This is a genomic window from Paracoccus mangrovi (assembly GCF_042648425.1).
Classification (GTDB): domain Bacteria; phylum Pseudomonadota; class Alphaproteobacteria; order Rhodobacterales; family Rhodobacteraceae; genus Paracoccus; species Paracoccus mangrovi.
Genome location: NZ_JBHRXJ010000002.1, coordinates 40,078 through 61,154, shown reverse-complemented (window position 1 = coordinate 61,154; position 21,077 = coordinate 40,078). Strand labels below are relative to the sequence as shown.

Sequence of the window (21,077 nt, the reverse complement as noted above, 5' to 3'; positions counted from 1 at the left end):
GATGGCGGTCCCACTCCAACTCGGCAACAGGGTAGCGCGGGATGCATTGCAGACAATGACATTCCCGGCCAGAATGACTGATCGGTTTTGCAATACGGGCGGCATATGGAACGGGCGCTCATCTCACCCGGATTTGTCGAGGATGCGCTGGCCAGCCTGACACGGGCGGGGCTGGACCGGGCGCCGGTACTGGCCAGCGCGGGCATCGCCGATCCCGACCAGCCGGTCACCAACCTGCAATATGGGCGGATGTGGCTGGCCATCACCGAACGCATTCAGGACGAATTTTTCGGCATGGGCGGGCGGCCGATGCGGCCGGGCAGCTTCAACCTGCTGGTCCATGCGGTGATGCATGCGCGCACGCTGGAACATGCGCTGCACCGCGCGCTGAGCTTTCTGACCGTGGTGCTGGACGATCCGGCCGGCGAATTGCGCCAACAGGGCGGGATGGCCGAAATCGTGCTGAGCGACCGCGACGGCCCGCGCCCGGCATTCGCCTATCGGACCTATTGGCTGATCCTGATGGGGGTGGTCTGTTGGCTGATCGGGCGGCGCATCCCGTTGATACAGGTCGATTTCGCCTGTCCCGAGCCGGAAAACCGCCGCGATTATCACCAATTCTTTGGCGCGCCGGTGCGCTTTGACCAGCCGCAAAGCCGGCTGATCTTTTCGGCGCATTACCTTGGGCTTGCGCCGATCCGGGGCGAAAAGGCGTTGCAGATGTTTCTGCGCGGCGCGCCGGGCAATATCCTGCTGCGCTATCGCCACGATCAGGACCTGACGGCGCGGATCCGCACACGCCTGCGCCAGACCGCGCCCGAGGACTGGCCGGATTTCGACCGCCTCGCCGCCGATCTGCGCCTGTCGCCCGCCACCCTGCGCCGCCGTCTGCGCGGCGAAGGGCAAAGCTTTTCCGCCATCCGCGACGAGATGCGCGAAAGCGCGGCCCGGATCCTGCTGACCCGCTCGGCCGCGCCGGTGGCCGAGATCGCGGCAAGGCTGGGCTATGCCGAACCCAGCGCCTTTCACCGCGCCTTTCTGAAATGGACCGGCACCAGCCCGGCCGCGTTCCGCGCCGCTAACCCGCCTGCGCCTCGGGAAAGATCCGCAGCACCATCTGATCGCGCAGAATGAATTTCTGGACCTTGCCGGTCACCGTCATCGGAAATTCATCGACGAATTCGACATAGCGCGGCACCTTGTAATGCGCGATCTGGCCCTTGCAGAAAACGCGCAGCTCTTCGGCGGTCAGGCTGGGATCGCGGGCCATGACGCAGGCACAGATTTCCTCGCCATAGCGGTCGTCGGGGATGCCGATGACCTGAACCTCGCGCACCTTGGGGTGGCGGTACAGGAATTCCTCGATCTCGCGCGGATAGACGTTTTCGCCGCCACGGATCAGCATGTCCTTGCTGCGCCCGACAATGCTGCAATAGCCATCGGCATCGATGGTGGCCAGGTCGCCCGTATGCATCCAGCCCTCGGCGTCGATGGCCTCGGCGGTTTTCTGGGGCTCGTTCCAATAGCCGCGCATGACCGAATAGCCGCGTGTGCACAGCTCGCCCACGGCGCCGGTGGGGACGATATGGCCCTGCGGATCGACCAGCTTCACCTCAAGATGCGGGTGGATATGGCCCACGGTCGAGACGCGCTTTTCGACCGGATCGTCGGTCATCGACTGAAACGACACGGGCGAGGTTTCGGTCATGCCATAGGCGATGGTGACCTGTGACATGTGCATTTCGGCGCGCACGCGTTTCATCACCTCGATGGGGCACGGCGCGCCGGCCATGATCCCGGTGCGCAGCGTGGACAGGTCGTGATGGTGGAAACGCTCGCTTGCCAGCATGGCCGAGAACATGGTCGGCACCCCGTAAAGCGCGGTGCAACCTTCCTCGGCCACGCATTCCAGCGTGACGTCGGGATCGAACCCCTCGCCCGGAAAGATCATGGTGGCGCCCTTGGTCACACAGCCCAGAACCCCCATCACCATCCCGAAACAATGATAAAGCGGCACCGGAATGCAAAGCCGGTCGCGGTCGGTAAAGCCCATGCGCGCGGTGACGAAATTGGCATTGTTGACGATGTTGCGATGGCTGAGCGTGGCGCCCTTGGGCAGGCCGGTGGTGCCGGATGTGAACTGGATGTTGATCGGATCGCCGGGATCCAGAACCGCCGTCAGCCGGTCCAGCCGCGCCGTATCGGCCGGCGTCGCCGCGACATCGTCAAAGCGCAGCATCCCGGGCACCGCGGCCCCCATGGCCACCACCGCGCGCAGATCGGGCAGGTTCGCCGCCGCAATCGCGCCATCGGCCGGCGGCGGCGGCAACAGCTCGCACAGCATGCCGACATAATCCGAGGTCTTGAACCGGTCCGCCGTGATCAGCACCCGCACGCCCACATGGCGCAGCGCATATTCCAGCTCGGCCAGGCGATAGGCCGGATTGACATTGACCAGAATCGCCCCGATGCGGGCGGTCGCAAACTGCGTCAGCACCCATTCCGGCCGGTTGGGCGACCAGATCCCCACCCGGTCGCCGCGCCCCACGCCCAACCCAAGCAGCCCCGTGGCCAGCCGGTCCACCGCCTGCGCGAATTCCCGCCAGCTCAGCCGCAGCCCGTGTTCGCGAAACACCAGCGCCTCGGCATCGGGGCGCGCCGCCACGGTGCGGGCCAGAAGCCCCGCGATGCTGTCTTCGAGCAGCAGGGCGCTGTCATCGCCGCGCAGGCGCGATTCCTCGGGCCGAGGCCGGTCGTCATAGGTCATGAAATCCCCCTTGCAATATGGCCCGCCCCCCCGGGCCGCAGGGGCGAGTATGGCCCGGATGACCAAACAGGTCTTGCCAATTCCGGCCAAGAAACCGGGGCCCCGCCCGGACGGCGCGTGATTTCGGCGATTGCCACGCCGGCCGCTCATGGCGCAGGCTGCGAATCCGATTGTCTCACCACGGCTTGTCTCAGCACGACCGTTTGCGCTAACGGGTCAATATTCTGTTCACGATTCATTTTGCGTAGGAGGAAGCACGATGTCGGTTCTGAACATTCTTTCCTTTGTCGGCTTTACCGCCCTTGTCGCGATCCTGTCCTATTACTGGACCAAGGGCACCGACGAGCACCATTCCGAGGGCTATTTTCTGGGCGGGCGGTCGCTGACCGCGCCGGTGATCGCCGGCTCGCTTTTGCTGACCAACCTGTCGACCGAACAGATGGTCGGCCTGAACGGTCAGGCCTATTCCGAGGGCGTGCTGGTCATGGCCTGGGAAACGCTGGCGGCGATCGCGATCGTGGTCACCGCGCTGATGCTGGTGCCGCGCTATCTGCGGACGGGCATCAGCACGATCCCCAGCTTTCTTGAGGAACGCTATGACGAACAGACCAAGATCATCACCTCGATCCTGTTCCTGTCGGGCTATGTGATCGTCTTGATGCCCATCGTGCTCTATTCCGGCGCGCTGGCGCTTTCGACGATGTTCGACGTGCCGGGCCTGTTCGGCATCTCGCAGACGGCGGCCTTGTGGATCACGGTCTGGGCCATCGGCATCATCGGGTCGATCTATGCGATCTTTGGCGGGCTCAAGGCGGTGGCGGTGTCCGACACGATCAATGCCGTCGGGCTGATGATCGGGGGGGTGCTGATCCCGCTCTTTGGTCTGATGGCCATCGGCGATGGCAGCGTGACCGAGGGGCTTGCCACGCTTTTCCGTGAAAACCCCGAGAAATTCATCGCGGCGGGCGGGCCGGACAGCTCGATCCCGCTGGCGACGATCTTCACCGGCATGATGCTGGTGCAGCTGTTCTATTGGGGCACCAATCAGGCGATCATCCAGCGCGCGCTGGGGGCGAAATCGCTGGTCGAGGCGCAAAAGGGCCTGCTTTATGCCGCCAGCTTCAAGATCCTTGGCCCGATCATCGTCGTGCTGCCCGGCATCATCGCCTGGCACCTGTTCCAGGGTCAGCTCGAGGTGGCCGATCAGGCCTATCCCCGGCTGGTGAACGAGGTGCTGCCCGGCTGGTTGCGCGGCTTTTTCGCCGCCGTGCTGTTCGGGGCGATCCTGAGTTCCTTCAACTCGGCGCTGAACAGTTCGGTGACGCTGTTCGGGGTCGACATCTATCGCCGCTTTTTCCAGCCCGCCGCCCGCGACGCCGAGGTGGTCCGCGCCGGCAAAATCTTTGGCACGGTGCTGGCCATCGCCTCGATGATCATCGCCCCCTTTATCGCCAATGCGCCGCAGGGCCTGTTCGGTTACCTGCAAGAGGTGAACGGCTGCTATTCGATCCCGATCCTGACTATCATTCTGGTCGGCATCTTTTCGAAACGGGTGCCGCCGGTCGCGGCCAAGGTCGGGCTGGCCTCGGGGGTGGTGCTTTATATCCTCAGCCAGTTCGTGCTGAAACCGGCGATGGGGGATGCGGGCTATCCGCATTACCTGCATGTGATGGCGATCCTGTTCGTGCTGAACGCCTGCATCATGCTGTTGATCGGGCGGTTGCGCCCGATGGCGCGGGAATGGGCGCCGCGCGGCGATGCGCCGGTGGACATGACGCCCTGGCCGCTGGCCAAGCCCTGGGGCGCGGCGGTGGTGCTGATCGTGCTGTCGACCTATCTGATCTTTCGCTAGGCGAAAGCCGGGATGCGGGCGGCAGCGCCGCCCGTGCCGGTCCCCCGGTCACCGCGCCTTGTGGCGCAGCGCCTGTTCCAGCCGGGGGGCGGTCATGGCACGGTCCTGTGCCAGTGCCCGGAAAAAGCCGCGAAGGCGCGGCCAGATGGCGAAATTGCCCGTCATGATCTGTCTCTCTGCCTGATGGCGGTTGGTGGTTATCGGGGCGGGATGCCCTGATAGCCCTAACATAAGCCGCCTTTCACGCGGTGAAACCGCCTTCGCTGCAACGCAGCATCCCGCAGGGGACAAGGCTTGGCCGGGGGCTTCCACGCCCCCGGCCAAGGTTTTTCCAGCCTTTTCAGCGGTTCATCGCCTTCGACAAGATCAGATAGGCGATCCCGGCGACGAACAGCCCGACGAACCACGCATAGGTATAGACCGAGGCAAAGAACGGCGACGTGCCCGAGGTCACCCCCACCGCCGCCAGAAAACCGGGAATATTGGGCAGGATCCCGATCACCAGCGCAAGCACCCCGGCCCAGTTGGTGCCATTCGCACCCTCATAGATACCGCCACGCCGGAACAGATCCGTCACCTTGAGCCGGGTGCCGCGCAGCAGATAGTAATCGGCCAGCATGACCCCCGCGATCGGCCCCAAAAGCGCCGAATAAGCGATCAAAAGCGATACGATATGGTTGATCAACAGCCACGGGAACATCGCCAGCCCGATCCCGGCGGTGATATAGCCGCCCCGGCGCAGGTTGATCTTGTTGGGCGCAAGATTGGCGAAACCATGCGCCGGCGCCACCACATTCGCCGCCAGATTGGTGGTCAGCGTGGCGATGATCAGCGCCACCAGCGCGATGATGATGCCGAAACCGCCCATGCGTTCGCTCAGCTGGATCGGATCCCAGATCGGTTCGCCATAGATCACCACCGTGGCCGAGGTCACGGCGGCCGAAATGAACGCAAACAGCGCCATCGGGATCGGCAGGCCGATCAGCTGGCCGATGAACTGATCCCGCTGGCTGCGGGCATGTCGGGTGAAATCGGGAATGTTCAGCGCCAGCGTCGCCCAATAGCCAATCATGCCGGTCAGGCTGGGCCAGAACACCATCCAGAACTTGCCCTCTTGCGGCTGGCCGGGATCGAACTGGCTGGGCGTGGAGAGCATCGGACCAAAGCCGCCGGCCTTGACCCAGGCCCAGCCCAAAAGCGCGAAGCCCATCGCCAACAGGAACGGCGCCGACCACGTCTCAAGCCAGCGGATGGATTCGGTGCCGTGCTTGATAAAGTAAAGATGCAGGCCCCAGAACGCGAGGAAGCACAGAAACTGGGTCAGGTTGATCCCCAGCACCGGCAGCACGTCGGCCGTGAACATGCCCCCGGTCAGCGTGTTCAAAATCACATAGATCGCCGAACCGCCGACCCATGTCTGGATCCCGAACCAGCCGCAGGCGACGATGCCGCGCGCCACCGCCGGGATTTTCGCCCCGATCGGGCCGAAGGACGACCGCAACAGCACCGGAAAGGGAATGCCATATTTCGCCCCGGCATGCCCGACCAGCACCATCGGGATCAGCACGATGGCATTGGCGACCAGAATCGTCAGCACCGCCTGCGACCAGTTCATCCCGGCCCCGATCAGATAGGATGCCAGCATATAGGTCGGAATACAGACCACCATGCCGATCCAGAGCGCGGCAATGGAAACCCAGGTCCAGGTCCGTTCCTCGGCCGTGGTGGGCAACTGGTCCTCGTTATACAGCTCCGGGTCGAGGCCGGCGGCCTGCAACTCGCTGCGGGACGGGGCGTCATAGGCCCCCATATCGGTCTGGGTCATTCACCTTACTCCCTGTTTGATATGATCTTTGATTTTTTTGGCTTTCCTGCAAGAGACTTCATCGGAAAGCGGGGCACGACCGGAACGGATGCGCGTTTCGGGGCAGGGATTCAGACGCTGCCCGGCATATGCGACGCCTTTGGGCAGCGTAAGCGCCCTCGATGCCGAAAGCGCGCCGGGCGGACAACGGGTAAAACGCCCATGCCGGGGCGCGATGCCCCCGCGCCACCGCGCCACCGTCCCGCGACAGGAACAATCCGCACAGACGCGCCGCGCCTTGGCATCCCGTTTCCCGCATGCACCCAGCGGCGCCCGGTGCGGGAAAGCGGAAATCCCCTATGACGCCCCCGGCAAGCCCGTCGCGGCCGGCCGATTCGGAATCGCCGACTGGAAACCCGCCGATGATTGGCATTTTGCCGATGCCGGCCGACCCCGCCTAGGGTCATACAAGAGCCGCCGGCATCCCGCCTGGGGTCAGCTTTGGACCGATCCCGGGGGCGAGATCGGCCCGCCCTCTCATTTCACCACTTCGGCGGTCATCAGCACGGCATGCAACAGCACATCCGCCCCGGCCGCGGCCCAGTCACGGCTGATCGCTTCGTCCTCGTTATGGCTGAGCCCGCCGGCACAGGGGCACATGATCATCGCCGTCGGCGCAACCTGATTGATCCAACAGGCATCATGCCCCGCCCCCGAGACGATATCGCGATGCGAATAGCCAAGCCCATCGGCCGCCGCGCGCAGGGTGGCGATGCAATCCGCGTCAAAGCTCACCGGGTTGAAATGACCGGCCAGCCCGATTTCGATCCCCAGCCCCAGATCGTCGGCGATCCGCACCGCGCCATCCTCGATCCGGCGCGTCATCGCCCTTAGCGTCGTCAGGTCGGGCGAGCGGATATCGACGGTGAACACCGCCCTGCCCGGGATGACGTTGCGGCTGTTGGGATAGACGTCGCAGTGACCGACCGCACCCACGGCATCGGGCTGGTAATCCATGGCCACGCGATGAACCAGATCGGTGATCTGCGCCGCCCCAAGCCCGGCATTCCTGCGCATCGGCATCGGGGTCGAGCCGCTATGCGCCTCTTGTCCGATCAGGGTGATCTGCAACCAGTACAGGCCCTGAGCATGGGTGACGATGCCGATATCCTTACCCTCGACCTCAAGGATCGGGCCCTGTTCGATATGCAATTCGTAATGCGCATGAATGCGGCGCCTGCCGACCGGCTCGCTGCCGCGATAGCCGATGCGGCTGAGCTCATCGCCGAACCTGCGGCCCTGGGCATCCTCGCGGGCATAGACCCAGTCCTGGCGATGCACACCGGCAAAGACGCCACTGGCCAGCATGGCGGGGGCGAAACGCGTGCCTTCCTCATTGGTCCAGTTCACCACGATGATGGGGCGGCGGGTGCGAATACCCATGTCGCGGATGGTGCGCACCACCTCAAGCCCGGCCAGCACGCCCAGAACGCCGTCATAGCGGCCGCCGATGGACTGGGTGTCCAGATGGCTGCCGGTCATCACCGGGTCAAGATCCGGCTCGCATCCTTCGTGACGGGCGAACATATTGCCCATGCTGTCGATGCCGACGATCATGCCGGCGTCCTCGCACCAGCTGCGGAAAAGATCGCGGCCCTCGCGATCGGCATCGGTCAGGGCCTGTCGGTTGTTGCCGCAGCGCAGGCCGGGGCCGATCTCGGCCATATCCATCAGGCTTTGCCACCGGCGCGCGCCATCCACGCGACGGTTGCTTGGCATTTCGTTCATCGGGCTTGCCCCCATTGGCAATATCGGTTCATGGGGAAATGCAGCCCGCCCTGGCGCAAGGCATGCGCCCGGTCCGGCCGCTGGCCCGCGATGATCGCGGCGCGGAAATTTCGACTGCACCTCCCGGTGTCGGGGACAGGTTTCCTCCTCCGGTCCCGAACGGCCGGGACCATTAGATAATTTTATTAACTAGTCAATAAATTAATAACGCATTGGTGTAATTCATAATTTTCAATCAATAACTATGGGATGATTTGGGTAAATCAAAAATCCTCCATTTTGATTTTGACTAATTGGTCAATTTATTTGCTCGACGGTTCAACCCGGCCGATCCCTGCTTACCCGGCAGGTAGAGGATTGCCATATGCCCGAACCCCCAGAGGGCTGAATGCGCTTTCAACTCATCATGCCACTCTGGAAAGCCAGGTTGGCTTCTGGCCAATATCATGGCACCGCTCATGCCTGTTGATCCGAAAGGGTGATCATCCCCCTAAAGACCGCAAGACCAGATCCCGGCATCCCGGCAATGGGCGCCTGCGGTCGAAAGCGACCGGATCGACCACGTCCCGAAATAGCCAAAACGATCAATACGATCCCGGCGACCATGTTTCAGATCATGGCAATCGTCACATCGCTCGATGAATATTCGACCCCGCCCAAATATCGGAATATCGCGCATCCGACCGGCGCAGTCCGGGGGCTCTGCCCCCGACCCCGGGATATTTGAACATGAAAGATGGGGGCCGGAAAAGCGCCCGCCCATCTCTTTCATGCCTAAATATCCTGGGGGAGCGCGGAACGCGCGGGGGCAAAGCCCCCCTTTTTCCCTTACGCATCCCGGCACGGGGGAATATGCCTGCCCTCACGGGATAGCGTGGCCCGGATCATAGCCGGATGGACCAGTGACGGCTTTCCCCCCTGCTGTCACGGTGGATATATCCGGGAATCTCGATGCGCAGCCGGTCACCCATACGGGTAAAGGTGACAATGCCCATGCGAATATCGGTACCACCCCAGCAATGCCCGAAAAACGCCCTCATTTCGCCAGAGGGCTGTTCACTATAGTCGGTGATCTTGCGATTGCCGCAGATCTGGGCCAGCCCTTTTTGCACATCCTCTGAATCATACGCTCTGGGATCATAAACCCCGGTCAGGTTCTCCTGCGCCAGCCGGGCATGAAAGACATTCGGGTTGGCGCTTGTCCGTGGTCCGACGGCCGTGGCGGGCGCGCAAGCGGCAAGCCCAAAGCTTGAAACGATCAGCGCCGCAAGCAAGGCGACGGGACGGCGCAATCTGATCGCGCCTGTTGCTGTCAAGGACGTCATATTGCACCTGTCCGTCATGAAAGGCCGGTGGCGAGGGAGCCATCGCAAGGCCCAGACAAGCCCCATTGCCGCCATTTGTCAAATAGGGCCACCCGGCCCGTTGGCCCGAATCCAAGACTGGAAGGCCTTGCCCCCATTTCCCCAGCACGGCCCAAACAGGCGAAAGCGGGGCTGCATGCGAGCGCGGCCACTGCCCCCCGCATCGCCGGCAGATGGGGACAGGAGCGGCGCGCCGCTGGGCGAAACACCGAACTGGCCCCCTGCGCCCGCTTGTGCAAAATAGGGGATAACCGTCAATTGGCCGGAACAGGAACCGTCCCCGATGACCGCCAAGCGCGATCCCGCCTCTCGTCGCAAGACGCGCATCCAGCGTGAAAAGACCGAGCAGATTCTGGCCTCTGCGCTGGATGTCTTTGCGGCACACGGGTTTTCGGGCGGCTCCATCAACGCCATCGCCAAGGCCGCCGGACTGACCACGCCCAACCTGCTTTATTATTTCAAGAGCAAGGACGACATCCGCCGCGAATTGATGGAACGCACGCTGCAACTCTGGACCGCGCCGCTGAGCATGCTGAACCCCCATGGCGATCCGGTCGAGGAAATCTGTCTTTATATCGGTCGCAAGCTGGAAATTTCGCAAAAATTCCCCAAGGAAAGCAAGATCTTCGTCTATGAGATCCTGAACGGCCTGCCGCAGTCGCGCGAACAGATCTTCAGCGCGCTGAAGGCGGTCTATCACAACAAGATCGGCGTGATCGAGGATTGGATGCGGAGCGGCCGGATCAACGCCGTCTCGGCCCGGCACCTGATCTTTTCGATCTGGGCCACGACCCAGCATTATGCCGATTTCGAAACCCAGATCGACGAGCTGGCGCCCGAAGATCCAGACAGCCGCTTTGCCGAGGCCGAGGCGTTTCTGACCGGCATGTATCGCCGGCTGTTGACCCCCGACGATGCGGATTAGCGGGCGCTAGGGCCGGATTTCGACTTCGGTGCCGATGGCGGCATGGGCAAAGATTTCCTCGATCTCGGCATTGGTGACGGCGATGCAGCCGGCGGTCCAGTCGCCCTTGACCTTGAAGCCGTCGGGGATCTGGTTCGGCTGGCCGTGGATCATGATGTCGCCACCGGGGCTGTGACCGGCGCGGCGTGCGGCGTCGCGGTGGCGCTTTTTCGGATAGTCGATGCCCAGCGACAGGTGATACCCGCTTTGCCGGTTCAGCCGGTCGATGCGAAAGATCCCCTCGGGGGTGCGGCCGTCGCCTTCGCGCGATTTGTCGCCATCGGGCGAAAACCCGAGCGCGATCCGGAAACTGCGCGGCGGTCCGTCCTTTTGCCAGACCGTCATGCGGCGGGCGGATTTTTCCACCAGGATGCGGTCGACGGGCGAGCTGATGGGGATTTCGGGGCGGGCGCTTGGGCGCGGCTGGGGAAATTCCGGCAGACGGATATCAGGCAGGTCGAAATCAGGCAAGCGCGGCCAGCGCCAGCCGGTGCCAGTCCCGGTTTCCGGCGCGGTCCCGGATCCCGGGGGCGCGCTCGGCAAGGCGGGCGGAACGGGGGCGGATTCAAACCGCCAGACCATCACCAGCCCGCCCACCAGCGCCGCAAGGCACAGCGTCGAAAAGAGGCCCGCCAGTCGCTTCATTGCAGGTCGCTAAATGCCTTTTGCAGCCGGGCAACCGCCTCGGCCACGCGGGCGCGGGGCGTGGCAAGGTTGAAGCGCAGAAACGTCTCGCCGCCGCTGCCGAAGGTGGGGCCGTGATTGGCGGCGATGCGCGCGTCCTTTTCGACGCGGGCGGTGAATTCGTCCCGCGTCATGCCGGTGCCGGAAAAATCGACCCAGGCCAGATAGGTCGCCTGCAATGGCATCGCGCGCAGGCCCGGGATCGCGTTCACACCGTCATCAAAGAGCCGCCGGTTGCCATCCAGATAGGCGACCAGTTGATCGACCCATGCCGCGCCCTCGGGCGAATAGGCCGCCGCGACCATGCCCAGCCCGAACAGCCCGGGCGAAATCCCCAGCGCCATCATCCGCCCCTGCAACCGCTTGCGCAGCTCGGGGTCGGCGACGATCAGATTGCCGATATGGGCGCCGGCGATATTGAAGGTCTTGGTCGCCGCCGTCAGCGTGATCAGACGCGGCGCGATATCGAGCGCGGCCTTGGCCATGACGGTGTGGCGCGGCGCGCCGGGCATGACCAGATCGTGGTGGATCTCGTCCGAGATCAGGATCAGGTCATGGGCGGCGCAGAAATCGGCCACCTCGCGCAGTTCATCGGCCGACCAGACCCGCCCACCGGGATTATGCGGCGAGCACAGGATCAGCATTTTCTCGCGCCCGGTCAGGCGGCTGGCCCAATTGTCCCAATCCATGCGATATTGGCCATCCCGCAGGGCCAGCGGAAATTCGACCACCTCGCGGCCCGCCGCGCGGGTGACGCGGGCGAATGCGTGATAGACAGGCGTCATCAGGATGACCCCGTCGCCCGGTTCGGTCAGCGCGTCGACACAGATGGCGGTGCCGTTGACCAGCCCATGCGCGGTCAGGATCCAGTCCGGCGCGACGTCCCAGCCGTGGCGGTTCGCCATCCACCAGCGGATCGCGTCGACATAGGCGGCATTGGCGCCCGGATAGCCATAGATGCCATGGGCGGCCATGCCTTCCAGCGCGCGCTGGACGCTGGCGGGGGGGCGGAAATCCATATCGGCCACCCACATCGAGATGCCATCGCCGGGCGCCACGCCATAAGCCGCCTGCATGTCGTCCCATTTGGAACAGGCGGTGCCGGTGCGGTCGATGATCTCGTCGAAATCAGGCTGGGCGAAATCGGGGGTGGCCATCGCGGGTCCTTTCATCTTGATGCGCCGAGCATAGCGACTTGTTGCGCAAGGCCAAGGCTTGCCCTAGATCACGGTCATGACATTGCGCAGCATCATCCTTCATCCCGATCCGCGGCTGAAAAAGCCTTGCGAGCCCATTGCCCGCATCACCCCCGAGATCGAGACTTTGGCCGCCGACATGCTGGCCACCATGTATGACGCGCCGGGCGTGGGTCTGGCGGCGCCACAGGTGGGCGTGCTGTCGCGGCTTTATGTCATGGATTGCGAAAAGGACCCCGAGGCCCCGCCCCAGCCCATCGCCATGATCAACCCGGAAATCACCTGGAGTTCCGAGGCGTTGAACACCTATGAAGAGGGCTGCCTGTCGATCCCCGATCACTATGCCGACGTGACCCGGCCCGCCGAGGTGCGCGTGCGCTGGCTGGGGCTGGACGGCAAGACGCATGAGCGCGATTTCGACGGTCTCTGGGCGACCTGCGCCCAGCACGAGATCGACCATCTGGATGGCAAGCTGTTCATCGATTACCTCGGGCCGATCAAGCGCCAGATGATCACCCGCAAGATGGTCAAGCTGAAGCGCGAGCGCGGGCGTGCCTGAGGTCATGTCCACCCAGCAGGAGATGAGCGATGCTTGAATTGCGCCCGAATTGCGAGTGCTGCGATCGCGATCTGCCGCCCGATGCGGCGGCGATGATCTGCACCTTCGAATGCACCTTTTGCCCCGATTGCGCGGCCGGCGTTCTGAAGGGGGAATGCCCCAATTGCGGCGGCAATTTCGCGCCACGCCCGATCCGGCCGGTGCCGATGCTGGAAAAATATCCGGCATCGACGCGCCGTGTCGTCAAGACGGGCGGCTGCGCCGCATGACGGCGCGCGCCACGCTGCCCTATGCCGACCGGCGGCTGCATATGCCCGCCGAACCGGTACCCGCCATCACCGAAACCGTGCGCATGATCTGGGACGACATGATCGACACCATGGAGGCGATGCCCGGTGTCGGGCTGGCCGCGCCGCAGATCGGGATCATGCAGCGGCTGGCCGTGGTCGATGCCTCGGAAAAGCGCGGACAGGCGGTGCGCATGGCCAATCCCGAGGTGCTGCATGCCAGCGTGCAGATGCGCGCCCATGAAGAGGCGAGCCCCAATCTGCCCGGGGTTTCGGCCCGGATCGAACGGCCGCGCGCCGTCACCGTGCGATTCCTGAACGATCAGGGCGAGATCGAGGAGCGCGATTTCGTCGGGCTCTGGGCGACCAGCGTGCAGCATCAGATCGACCATCTGAACGGCAGGCTTTATGTCGATCATCTGTCGCCCCTGCGCCGCAAGATGCTGGTCGCGAAATCGGCCAAGCTGACGCGGCGTTGAAAAGACCGGGGGCGCTTCGCCCCCCGGACCCCCCGAGGATATTTGGACATGAAAGAGGCCGGGACATGCGCGTGATCTTCATGGGGACGCCCGATTTCTCGGTTCCAGCGCTGCGCGCCATTGCCGCGCGGCATGAGGTGGTGGCGGTCTATTCGCAGCCGCCGCGCGCCGCCGGGCGCGGTCAGAAGTCGCGTCCCAGTCCGGTGCAGCGCGCGGCCGAGGAGCTTGGCCTGTCGGTGCGGGTTCCCGAGCGGTTGAAATCGCCCGAGGATCAGGCGGATTTCGCGGCGCTGGGGGCGGATGTGGCGGTGGTTGTGGCTTACGGGCTGATCCTGCCGCAGGCGGTGCTGGATGCGCCCCGACAGGGATGTCTGAACATCCACGCCTCGCTTTTGCCGCGCTGGCGGGGGGCGGCGCCGATCCACCGCGCGATCATGGCGGGGGATGCGGAAACCGGCGTCGCCATCATGCAGATGGAGGCCGGGCTGGATACCGGGCCGGTTCTGGCCGAGGCGCGGACCGCCATCGGATCCGGGGACACCACCGCCGATCTGCACGACCGGCTTGCCGGAATGGGCGCCGGGCTGATCGTCGATGTGCTGGACCGTTTGCCCCTGACCGCCACGCCGCAGGCGGTCGAGGGCGTGACCTATGCCACCAAGATCGACAAGGCCGAGGCGCGGATCGACTGGACCCGGCCGGCCGCCGAGGTGGACCGTCAGATCCGGGGGTTGTCGCCCTTTCCCGGGGCCTGGTGTCTGGTGGGGGATGAGCGGGTCAAGCTGTTGCGGTCGCGTCTGATCGCCGGGTCGGGAGAGCCGGGCGCGGTGCTTTCGGGCTTTTCCGTCGCCTGTGGCACGGGTGCCATCGAGGTGCTTGAGGCGCAGCGCGAGGGCAAGCGGCCGATGCCCGCGGCCGAGATCCTGCGCGGCCTGTCCCTGCCCCCGCAGCTGGGTTAGGGCCCGGGTCGCCGCCCGCGTTGCTGTGGCCGAAATGGCACGGCCGGCGCGCAAGCGTCACCGGCCTTGCGCCGCCGGGCCAATGCCAGAGTATTCTTTGCCCGGGATCTGCATCCCCTGTTCGTTTTGATCATTTGAAAAGGTGCGCGATGGATAATCTTGTTCGTGTCATGGCCGATAACTGGTGGGTTGCGCTGTTGCGCGGCATCGCCGCCATTCTCTTCGGGCTGATGGCACTGATCTGGCCCGGGCTGACCGTTTATGCTCTGCTGATCGTTTTTGGCGCCTATGCGGTCTTTGACGGGGTGATGGCGATCATCGTCGGCTTTCAGCGCAAATCCGACGATGACAGCTGGTGGAGCTGGGCGCTGGACGGTTTCCTGTCGATCGTGATCGGTCTGATGGCGCTGTTCTGGCCCGAGGCGACGGCGCTGGCCTTTGTCATCTGGATGGCCGCCTGGGCCGTGGTGGCCGGCATCTTTCGCATCATCGCCGCGATCCGCCTGCGCAAGGAGATCGAGGGCGAATGGGCGCTGGGTCTGAGCGGGCTTTTGATGGTGATCTGGGGCGTGCTGATGGCGCTGATCCCCGCCGCCGGCCTGCTGAGCCTGGCCTGGCTGATCGGGGTCTTCGCGCTGTTGATCGGGGGGGTGATGGTGGTGCTGTCGTTCCGCCTGCGCGGCATGCGCGACGCCTGAACCCGCCGCCGAACCCACTGCCGAACCCGCCGCGCCCTGTCCGGGCAGGGGGGCGCGGCCACATGGAATTGCGGCGCGTTATTTCCGCGCCGCCCTTTCGGCCAGCTGCCGGGCCTGTTTCTCGGCGATCTTGATGCCCAGCCCCAGCCCCAGCCGGATCATCAACACCTGCACCAGCGCGGCCAGCGCCAGAGCGGCGGCAAAGATCGCCACCTCGGATGCGCCTGGCGATTGGTGATGCAGCGCATCGTCCAGAAGCCCGGTCACATAAAACAGCAGCATCAGGCCGATCTGAAGCCCCAGCGTGACCAGCGCACAGCGCAGCGTCAGCGCCCAGATACGGCTGCGCGCGGGGCGTTGCTTTTCGCCGTTATACCATTGCATCGCCGTGGCCATGGCCGCCACCATCGGCACCACCAGCCCCGATGAGCCGCCATCGACCGTCACCCCGGCATAGGCCTCGAGCGCCCAGACCATGGCAAAGACCAGCACCATCGCCCCGACCAGAAACAGCGCATATTGCAGGATCAGGCGCCGGTTGGGGACAGTGACGGTGGTATCGGTGGACATGGGCATCCCTGTGGCATCCCTTGTTGTGGTCATCATGCGATCATTGCCTGCATTTTGATAGCTTTGCGCCACGGGGCCGGCAAGCGCGCCATCGTCGCGGCCATGCTGCGGATCAGGTGCCGCGAGGTTTCGCCCGCGTGGTCGGATCGGCCTCAAGCGGGTTTTCGGGCCAGGGGTGGCGCGGATAGCGGCCGCGCATGTCCTTGCGCACATCGCCATAGCTGCCGGCCCAGAAACCCGGCAGATCGGTGGTCACCGCGATGGGCTTTTGCCCCGGCGACAGCATGGTGATGCGCAGGGGGCGATTGCCCACGACCGGATGGCGCGCGACGCCGAACAGCTCTTGCAGCTTCAATTCGATCGACGGGGTTTCATGGTCATAATCGATGGGCACCTTGCGGCCCAGCGGCGTCACGAAATGCGCCGGTGCCGCCTGATCCAGCCGTTGCTGACCGTCCCAGCCGATGCGGGCGCGCAGCGCCTCGGTCAGGTCGAGGCCGCGCAGATCGGCCAGCGTCCGCGCCCGCCCCAGCCAAGGCAGCAACCAGCCCGGATCGGCCAAAAGGCTGTCATCGTCGACCGGCCCCAGATCCGGGATCAACGCGATGCGCGCGCGCAGGCGGGCGGCGCCGGGCGTCCAGTTCAGGCCGTTCGCCCGCAACCCCTCGACCGCCGCGCGGGCCAGCGCCTGCGGATCGGGATCGTCCAGTGCCCGCTCGGCCAGAACCAGCGCGCCCAGCCGTTCCTGACGCCGGGCGATGATGCGGTTGTCGCGGCGCGACCATTCCACCGTCTCGACGGTTTCGATGCGCTCGGCAAAAAGCCCGCGCAGCTCGGCCTCATCCAGCTGCGCGGCCATGCGGATGCGCGCCTCGCGCGTGTCGCCGTCCAGATCGGTCGCCACGATCAGGCGCGCGGCGGCCAGCGCGTCGCCTTCGGGCAGGATCGCGCCCTTGCCGCCGGACAGGATATAGCGCGGCTGATCGCCCTTGCGCCGCAGGCCGATGCGGTCGGGATAGGCCAGCGCCGCCATCGCGCCCGGGGTCAGGCCCTGCCCGGCCGGGGCCAAGCGGCGCAGGCGGCGGGCCTCGTCGCGGATGCGGTGCAGCGTGCCGGGATTGGCCGGCCAGGGATGGCGGTCCTGATAGGCGCGCAGGTCGCGGATGGCGCGCAGGCGCAGGGTCATGTCGGCGGGCGCCCCGCTCAGCGGGTCGCGTTCCGCCATCAGCGCCGCCAGATCGGCGGCATCGCCCCCCGCCCGTATCAGCATATGCGCCAGACGCGGATGCAGCGGCAGACCGGCCAGCGCCCGGCCGTGGGGCGTGATCCGGCCATCCCCATCCAGCGCGCCCAGATCGCGCAAAAGCGCGCGCGCCTCGGCCAGGGCGGCCTCGGGCGGGGGGGTCAGAAACGCCAGATCGCCGCCGTCCGAACCCCAGTTCGCGAGTTCCAGCGCCAGCCCGGCAAGGTCGGCCACGGCGATTTCGGGGGGCGCGAATGCGGGCAGCGCGCCTTCTTCGGCGCGCGCCCACATGCGGTAACAGATGCCCGGCGCGACCCGGCCCGCGCGGCCCCGGCGCTGTTCGGCCTCGGCCCGGCTGACGCGTTCGGTGACCAGCCGCGACATGCCGCTTCCGGGATCGAAACGCGCGCGCCGGGCGCGGCCGGCATCGACCACCACCCGCACATCCGGGATGGTCAGCGAGGTTTCCGCGATCGAGGTCGCCAGCACGATCCGCCGCCGCCCCTGCGCGGGCTGCATCGCGGCGCGCTGCGTCTTGAAATCCATGGCGCCGTAAAGCGGCACCAGATCGGCATCGACATCGAGCGCGGCGGCGACGCGGCGGATCTCGCCCTCGCCGGGCAGAAAAGCCAGGATGGTGCCGCCGGTGTCGCGGGTCTCGGCCTCGGCCTGCGCGATCAGCCGCGCCGCCTCGGGGATCAGGCGGCTGCCCGCGGGCAGGGGCCGGTCCAGCCAGCGGGTGTCCACCGGAAAGGCGCGCCCCTCGCTGCGGATCATCGGGGCGGCGTCCAAAAGCGTGGCGACCGGTTCGGCGTCCAGCGTCGCCGACATCACCAGCACCGCCAGATCCGGGCGCAGCGCCTGTCGCGCCTCATAGGTCAGCGCAAGGCCCAGATCGGCGTTCAGGCTGCGTTCGTGGAATTCGTCGAATATCACGCAGCCGATCCCGTCCAGCGCGGGATCGGACTGGATCATCCGGGTCAGGATGCCCTCGGTCACCACCTCGATGCGGCGGCCGGCCACCGCCTCGCCCCGGATGCGATAGCCGACGGTCTGGCCGACCGTCTCGCCCAGGGTTTCGGCCATGCGCTCGGCGGCGGCGCGGGCGGCAAGGCGGCGCGGTTCCAGCATCAGGATGCGGCCCGCGGCGACCGGCAACAGCGCCAGCGGCACCCGCGTCGTCTTGCCCGCGCCGGGCGGTGCCATCAGCACGGCGCGGCCATGCGCGGCCAGCGCGGCGGTCAATTCGGGCAAAATGGCGTCAATGGGCAGCTTCATTCCGGCCTTATGGCAAATGCGCCAGCAATCGTCACGGGTCCGGTTGCGACACGGACGCATCATTGACATGAACGGTTGGCTGCTTCTTTTTCTGGTTCCCCTTGGCACTGCCACACGGGTCAGCCTGTTTGACGACAATGACGATGACCGTAACGCCGATAGCGACGGTGGTGAGGGTGGCGGCGAGGATGGCGGCGATCAGGTGCCGGTGGCCGATAATCTGGATGGCGCGCTTGCCGGAACCGAAGGGGACGACACCATCACCGCAACGCGGGACGAGGTCGGCGCCACCGCCGAACCCAACGAAACCGAGGGCTTTTTATGGGATTATTCCGGCAATGACGAAATCTGGGACTGGGATACCCGGTCCGACTATCCGGGGGATGAACCTCTGCCCGGGCTGGCCGTGGTCGACGCCGGCGCGGGCAATGACGACATCACCTCGGGCCTGTCGACCCATGTCGATGCCGGAACCGGGGATGACACGATTTCGGTCGACACGACCGGCGCGGCCGAAGGCACGTTCCGCGACCTTGCCGCCACCGTAGAGGCGGGGGATGGCGACGACGTCGTCACCGCCACGGACCCGACCGAGACCGGCCGCGCCTCGACGCTGGATGGCGGTGCGGGCGATGACACATTGATCGGCGGAACCTATGAACAGGTCACGACTTCGGGCTCGCATGGCGAAAACCGCTGGGGTCGGGGGGACAGCGACTATCTGTTGCTTGGCGGCGACGGCAATGACACGATCTGGTTCGACCGCGCCGATACGGTCACCGGCGGCGCGGGCCGTGACAGTCTGGTCTATTCGGGCGATGCCAATTCCTCGGCCAGCGTGACCGATTTCACCGCTGGCGCGGATGTGATGACCATCTCTCTGAACCCGAAGATGTCAGCCTGACCCACGCCACACTGGACAATCCGGGCGAAATCTCGGTCTCGGAAAACGATGGCAAGACCACCATCAGCCTGTCCGGCTCCGAGATCATCAGCCTTGATGGCACCGGGCTGAATATCGGCTTTTGCCACACCAATCCCGAACTTGACGGGCCCGACACCTGGACCGATCTGAACGGGAACGTGGTCGATCCCGCCACGCTGGATGTCAGGATCGACGCCTGTGAAGGGGAAAACTTCTGACCCCTGTAAATCCGTGCCGGGTCTGCATATCTTGACCCGACGCGACTGAACGGGGGCGTGATGAATATTGCCGACGATCTGATGCAGGGGCTGGGGCTGTCCGATCCGGTGATCCGGCTGGGCGTGACGGGCCTGTCGCGGGCGGGCAAGACCGTCTTTATCACCTCGCTGGTCGCCAATCTGCTGGATCGGGGCCGGATGCATGCGCTGCGCGCCGCCGCCGATGGTTCGATCAAGGCGGCGTGGCTGCAACCCCAGCCCGACGATACCGTGCCGCGTTTCGATTACGAACGCCATCTGGCCGCGATGACCGGCCCCGACCCGCATTGGCCCGAAGGCACCCGCCATGTCAGCCAGCTGCGCCTTTCGATGCGCATTCAGCCGCGCGGAATGATCGCCGGCTGGCGCGGCCAGCAGGTGCTGCATCTGGATATCGTCGATTACCCGGGCGAATGGCTTTTGGACCTGCGCCTGATGGAACGGGATTTCGACGAATGGTCGCAAGAAGTGCTGGACCGGATGCAAGGCCGCCCCGGTGCCGATCTGTTCCGGGCCGCGCTGGCCGAGACCGATCCCGCCAGCTTCAGCGAAACCGCCGCCCAAACCCTGGCCGAGGCCTATACGCGGCATCTGCATCTGGCCCGCGATGCCGGCTGGTCGGATTGCACCCCGGGCCGTTTCCTGATGCCGGGCGAGCTTGAAGGCTCGCCGGCGCTGACCTTTACCCCCCTGCCCCATGAGATGCGTCAGGGCGCGCTGGGGCGCGAATTCGCCCGCCGGTTCGGCGCCTATAAGTCGCGGGTGGTAAAGCCGTTTTTCCGCGACCATTTCGCCCGCATCGACCGGCAGGTGGTGTTGATGGACGTTCTGGGCGCGATCCATGCCGGCCCCCCGGCGGTCGAGGACATGCGCCGCGCCATGGCCGATATCCTGACCGCGTTCCGTCCCGGCCGCGCCGGCTGGCTGGCGCAGCTTTTGGGTTCGCGCCGGGTCGAACGCATCCTGTTCGCGGCCACCAAGGCCGATCACCTGAACCGGGTCCAGCATCCGCGCCTGACCGCAATCACCGGCGCCATGCTGCGCGAGGCCCGCGACCGCGCCGATTTTTCCGGCGCCCGGACCGAGGCCATGTCCATCGCCAGCCTGCGCTGCACCACCGAGGATGTGATCCGTCAGGATGGCGAGGATCTGCCTGCCGTGCGCGGCACGCTGATGGATGGCCGGCAAGCGGCCTTTTATCCTGGCGAACTGCCCGCCAACCCGGCCGAATTGCTGGTTCCCGCCAGTCAGGGCGCGACACGCTGGCTGGATGGCGATTATGCGATCATGGATTTCGCCCCGGCGCCCAACACGATGCGTCCCGGCGACGGGCCGCCGCATATCCGTCTGGACAGCGCCGCCGAATTCCTGATCGGCGACAGGCTTTAACGCATAAGGAGCGG

At 65.4% G+C, this 21,077-nt stretch carries 18 protein-coding genes; 10 read left to right on the top strand and 8 right to left on the bottom strand.

Annotated elements, in window-relative coordinates; all coding sequences use genetic code 11:
- The first annotated feature begins 105 nt into the window (after nucleotides 1–105).
- Complete coding sequence (locus tag ACFOMH_RS02695; RefSeq protein ID WP_374425233.1) at nucleotides 106–1,134, top strand: AraC family transcriptional regulator; 1,029 nt, start codon at nucleotides 106–108, stop codon at nucleotides 1,132–1,134.
- Here ACFOMH_RS02695 and ACFOMH_RS02690 read toward each other — a convergent pair.
- Nucleotides 1,079–2,767 (bottom strand): AMP-binding protein, encoded by a 1,689-nt coding sequence (locus tag ACFOMH_RS02690; RefSeq protein WP_377742456.1) that lies wholly within the window; start codon nucleotides 2,765–2,767, stop codon nucleotides 1,079–1,081. The genes ACFOMH_RS02695 and ACFOMH_RS02690 overlap by 56 nt on opposite strands.
- Nucleotides 2,768–3,026: 259 nt before the next feature.
- Between ACFOMH_RS02690 and ACFOMH_RS02685 the strand changes: the two genes are divergently transcribed.
- Nucleotides 3,027–4,619 carry a solute:sodium symporter family transporter gene (locus ACFOMH_RS02685; protein WP_374425231.1) on the top strand — a complete coding sequence of 531 codons (1,593 nt, stop codon included), beginning with the start codon at nucleotides 3,027–3,029 and terminating at the stop codon, nucleotides 4,617–4,619.
- Between the two features lie 340 nt (nucleotides 4,620–4,959).
- Here ACFOMH_RS02685 and ACFOMH_RS02680 read toward each other — a convergent pair whose 3' ends face one another.
- The 3 genes from ACFOMH_RS02680 to ACFOMH_RS02670 all read right to left on the bottom strand — a co-directional run bounded on the left by ACFOMH_RS02680 (nucleotide 4,960) and on the right by ACFOMH_RS02670 (nucleotide 9,536).
- Nucleotides 4,960–6,444, bottom strand: a complete 1,485-nt coding sequence (locus ACFOMH_RS02680; protein WP_377742454.1) for an NCS1 family nucleobase:cation symporter-1 — start codon at nucleotides 6,442–6,444, stop codon at nucleotides 4,960–4,962.
- Nucleotides 6,445–6,960: 516 nt separating this feature from the next.
- Nucleotides 6,961–8,202, bottom strand: a complete 1,242-nt coding sequence (locus ACFOMH_RS02675) for a Zn-dependent hydrolase (protein WP_377742452.1) — start codon at nucleotides 8,200–8,202, stop codon at nucleotides 6,961–6,963.
- Between the two features lie 893 nt (nucleotides 8,203–9,095).
- Nucleotides 9,096–9,536: a hypothetical protein gene (locus tag ACFOMH_RS02670; protein WP_377742451.1), complete on the bottom strand. Its 441-nt coding sequence runs from the start codon at nucleotides 9,534–9,536 to the stop codon at nucleotides 9,096–9,098.
- 322 nt (nucleotides 9,537–9,858) lie between these two features.
- Between ACFOMH_RS02670 and ACFOMH_RS02665 the strand changes: the two genes are divergently transcribed.
- On the top strand, nucleotides 9,859–10,500 hold the full coding sequence (locus tag ACFOMH_RS02665; RefSeq protein ID WP_377742450.1) for a TetR family transcriptional regulator C-terminal domain-containing protein: 642 nt from the start codon (nucleotides 9,859–9,861) through the stop codon (nucleotides 10,498–10,500).
- A 6-nt stretch (nucleotides 10,501–10,506) separates the two neighbouring features.
- Here ACFOMH_RS02665 and ACFOMH_RS02660 read toward each other — a convergent pair whose 3' ends face one another.
- Both ACFOMH_RS02660 and ACFOMH_RS02655 read right to left on the bottom strand, forming a co-directional pair.
- Complete coding sequence (locus ACFOMH_RS02660) at nucleotides 10,507–11,184, bottom strand: L,D-transpeptidase family protein (protein ID WP_377742449.1); 678 nt, start codon at nucleotides 11,182–11,184, stop codon at nucleotides 10,507–10,509.
- The gene (locus ACFOMH_RS02655; protein WP_377742448.1) at nucleotides 11,181–12,395 is read right to left on the bottom strand and encodes a MalY/PatB family protein; all 1,215 of its coding nucleotides are present in this window, start codon (nucleotides 12,393–12,395) and stop codon (nucleotides 11,181–11,183) included. The genes ACFOMH_RS02660 and ACFOMH_RS02655 overlap by 4 nt, the downstream gene beginning before the upstream one ends.
- 61 nt (nucleotides 12,396–12,456) lie before the next feature.
- Between ACFOMH_RS02655 and def (ACFOMH_RS02650) the strand changes: the two genes are divergently transcribed.
- The 5 genes from def (ACFOMH_RS02650) (at nucleotide 12,457) to ACFOMH_RS02630 (ending at nucleotide 15,401) form a co-directional block, all read left to right on the top strand.
- Nucleotides 12,457–12,978 (top strand): peptide deformylase, encoded by a 522-nt coding sequence (def, locus tag ACFOMH_RS02650; protein ID WP_377742447.1) that lies wholly within the window; start codon nucleotides 12,457–12,459, stop codon nucleotides 12,976–12,978.
- A gap of 29 nt (nucleotides 12,979–13,007) precedes the next feature.
- Nucleotides 13,008–13,247, top strand: a complete 240-nt coding sequence (locus ACFOMH_RS02645; RefSeq protein ID WP_377742445.1) for a DUF1272 domain-containing protein — start codon at nucleotides 13,008–13,010, stop codon at nucleotides 13,245–13,247.
- On the top strand, nucleotides 13,244–13,744 hold the full coding sequence (gene def, locus ACFOMH_RS02640) for a peptide deformylase (RefSeq protein WP_377742444.1): 501 nt from the start codon (nucleotides 13,244–13,246) through the stop codon (nucleotides 13,742–13,744). Before ACFOMH_RS02645 ends, def (ACFOMH_RS02640) begins: the two co-directional genes overlap by 4 nt.
- A gap of 65 nt (nucleotides 13,745–13,809) precedes the next feature.
- Nucleotides 13,810–14,703, top strand: a complete 894-nt coding sequence (gene fmt, locus ACFOMH_RS02635; protein WP_377742443.1) for a methionyl-tRNA formyltransferase — start codon at nucleotides 13,810–13,812, stop codon at nucleotides 14,701–14,703.
- A gap of 149 nt (nucleotides 14,704–14,852) precedes the next feature.
- Nucleotides 14,853–15,401 carry an HdeD family acid-resistance protein gene (locus ACFOMH_RS02630; protein WP_374425220.1) on the top strand — a complete coding sequence of 183 codons (549 nt, stop codon included), beginning with the start codon at nucleotides 14,853–14,855 and terminating at the stop codon, nucleotides 15,399–15,401.
- A gap of 78 nt (nucleotides 15,402–15,479) precedes the next feature.
- Here ACFOMH_RS02630 and ACFOMH_RS02625 read toward each other — a convergent pair whose 3' ends face one another.
- Both ACFOMH_RS02625 and hrpB read right to left on the bottom strand, forming a co-directional pair.
- Nucleotides 15,480–15,971, bottom strand: a complete 492-nt coding sequence (locus ACFOMH_RS02625) for an ABZJ_00895 family protein (RefSeq protein WP_377742441.1) — start codon at nucleotides 15,969–15,971, stop codon at nucleotides 15,480–15,482.
- Between the two features lie 112 nt (nucleotides 15,972–16,083).
- Nucleotides 16,084–18,492: an ATP-dependent helicase HrpB gene (hrpB, locus tag ACFOMH_RS02620; RefSeq protein ID WP_377742439.1), complete on the bottom strand. Its 2,409-nt coding sequence runs from the start codon at nucleotides 18,490–18,492 to the stop codon at nucleotides 16,084–16,086.
- 67 nt (nucleotides 18,493–18,559) lie between these two features.
- Between hrpB and ACFOMH_RS02615 the strand changes: the two genes are divergently transcribed.
- Both ACFOMH_RS02615 and ACFOMH_RS02610 read left to right on the top strand, forming a co-directional pair.
- Complete coding sequence (locus ACFOMH_RS02615) at nucleotides 18,560–19,396, top strand: hypothetical protein (protein WP_377742438.1); 837 nt, start codon at nucleotides 18,560–18,562, stop codon at nucleotides 19,394–19,396.
- Nucleotides 19,397–19,695: 299 nt separating this feature from the next.
- Nucleotides 19,696–21,063, top strand: a complete 1,368-nt coding sequence (locus ACFOMH_RS02610) for a YcjX family GTP-binding protein (protein ID WP_377742436.1) — start codon at nucleotides 19,696–19,698, stop codon at nucleotides 21,061–21,063.
- Nucleotides 21,064–21,077: the final 14 nt, after the last annotated feature.

Bases quoted from the DNA above. Each gene is read 5' to 3' on its own strand.
- ACFOMH_RS02695 (WP_374425233.1), top strand. From the start codon at position 106: ATGGAACGGGCGCTCATCTCACCCGGATTTGTCGAGGATGCGCTGGCC.
- ACFOMH_RS02690 (WP_377742456.1), bottom strand. From the start codon at position 2,767: ATGACCTATGACGACCGGCCTCGGCCCGAGGAATCGCGCCTGCGCGGC.
- ACFOMH_RS02685 (WP_374425231.1), top strand. From the start codon at position 3,027: ATGTCGGTTCTGAACATTCTTTCCTTTGTCGGCTTTACCGCCCTTGTC.
- ACFOMH_RS02680 (WP_377742454.1), bottom strand. From the start codon at position 6,444: ATGACCCAGACCGATATGGGGGCCTATGACGCCCCGTCCCGCAGCGAG.
- ACFOMH_RS02675 (WP_377742452.1), bottom strand. From the start codon at position 8,202: ATGCCAAGCAACCGTCGCGTGGATGGCGCGCGCCGGTGGCAAAGCCTG.
- ACFOMH_RS02670 (WP_377742451.1), bottom strand. From the start codon at position 9,536: ATGACGTCCTTGACAGCAACAGGCGCGATCAGATTGCGCCGTCCCGTC.
- ACFOMH_RS02665 (WP_377742450.1), top strand. From the start codon at position 9,859: ATGACCGCCAAGCGCGATCCCGCCTCTCGTCGCAAGACGCGCATCCAG.
- ACFOMH_RS02660 (WP_377742449.1), bottom strand. From the start codon at position 11,184: ATGAAGCGACTGGCGGGCCTCTTTTCGACGCTGTGCCTTGCGGCGCTG.
- ACFOMH_RS02655 (WP_377742448.1), bottom strand. From the start codon at position 12,395: ATGAAAGGACCCGCGATGGCCACCCCCGATTTCGCCCAGCCTGATTTC.
- def (WP_377742447.1), top strand. From the start codon at position 12,457: ATGACATTGCGCAGCATCATCCTTCATCCCGATCCGCGGCTGAAAAAG.
- ACFOMH_RS02645 (WP_377742445.1), top strand. From the start codon at position 13,008: ATGCTTGAATTGCGCCCGAATTGCGAGTGCTGCGATCGCGATCTGCCG.
- def (WP_377742444.1), top strand. From the start codon at position 13,244: ATGACGGCGCGCGCCACGCTGCCCTATGCCGACCGGCGGCTGCATATG.
- fmt (WP_377742443.1), top strand. From the start codon at position 13,810: ATGCGCGTGATCTTCATGGGGACGCCCGATTTCTCGGTTCCAGCGCTG.
- ACFOMH_RS02630 (WP_374425220.1), top strand. From the start codon at position 14,853: ATGGATAATCTTGTTCGTGTCATGGCCGATAACTGGTGGGTTGCGCTG.
- ACFOMH_RS02625 (WP_377742441.1), bottom strand. From the start codon at position 15,971: ATGTCCACCGATACCACCGTCACTGTCCCCAACCGGCGCCTGATCCTG.
- hrpB (WP_377742439.1), bottom strand. From the start codon at position 18,492: ATGAAGCTGCCCATTGACGCCATTTTGCCCGAATTGACCGCCGCGCTG.
- ACFOMH_RS02615 (WP_377742438.1), top strand. From the start codon at position 18,560: ATGAACGGTTGGCTGCTTCTTTTTCTGGTTCCCCTTGGCACTGCCACA.
- ACFOMH_RS02610 (WP_377742436.1), top strand. From the start codon at position 19,696: ATGAATATTGCCGACGATCTGATGCAGGGGCTGGGGCTGTCCGATCCG.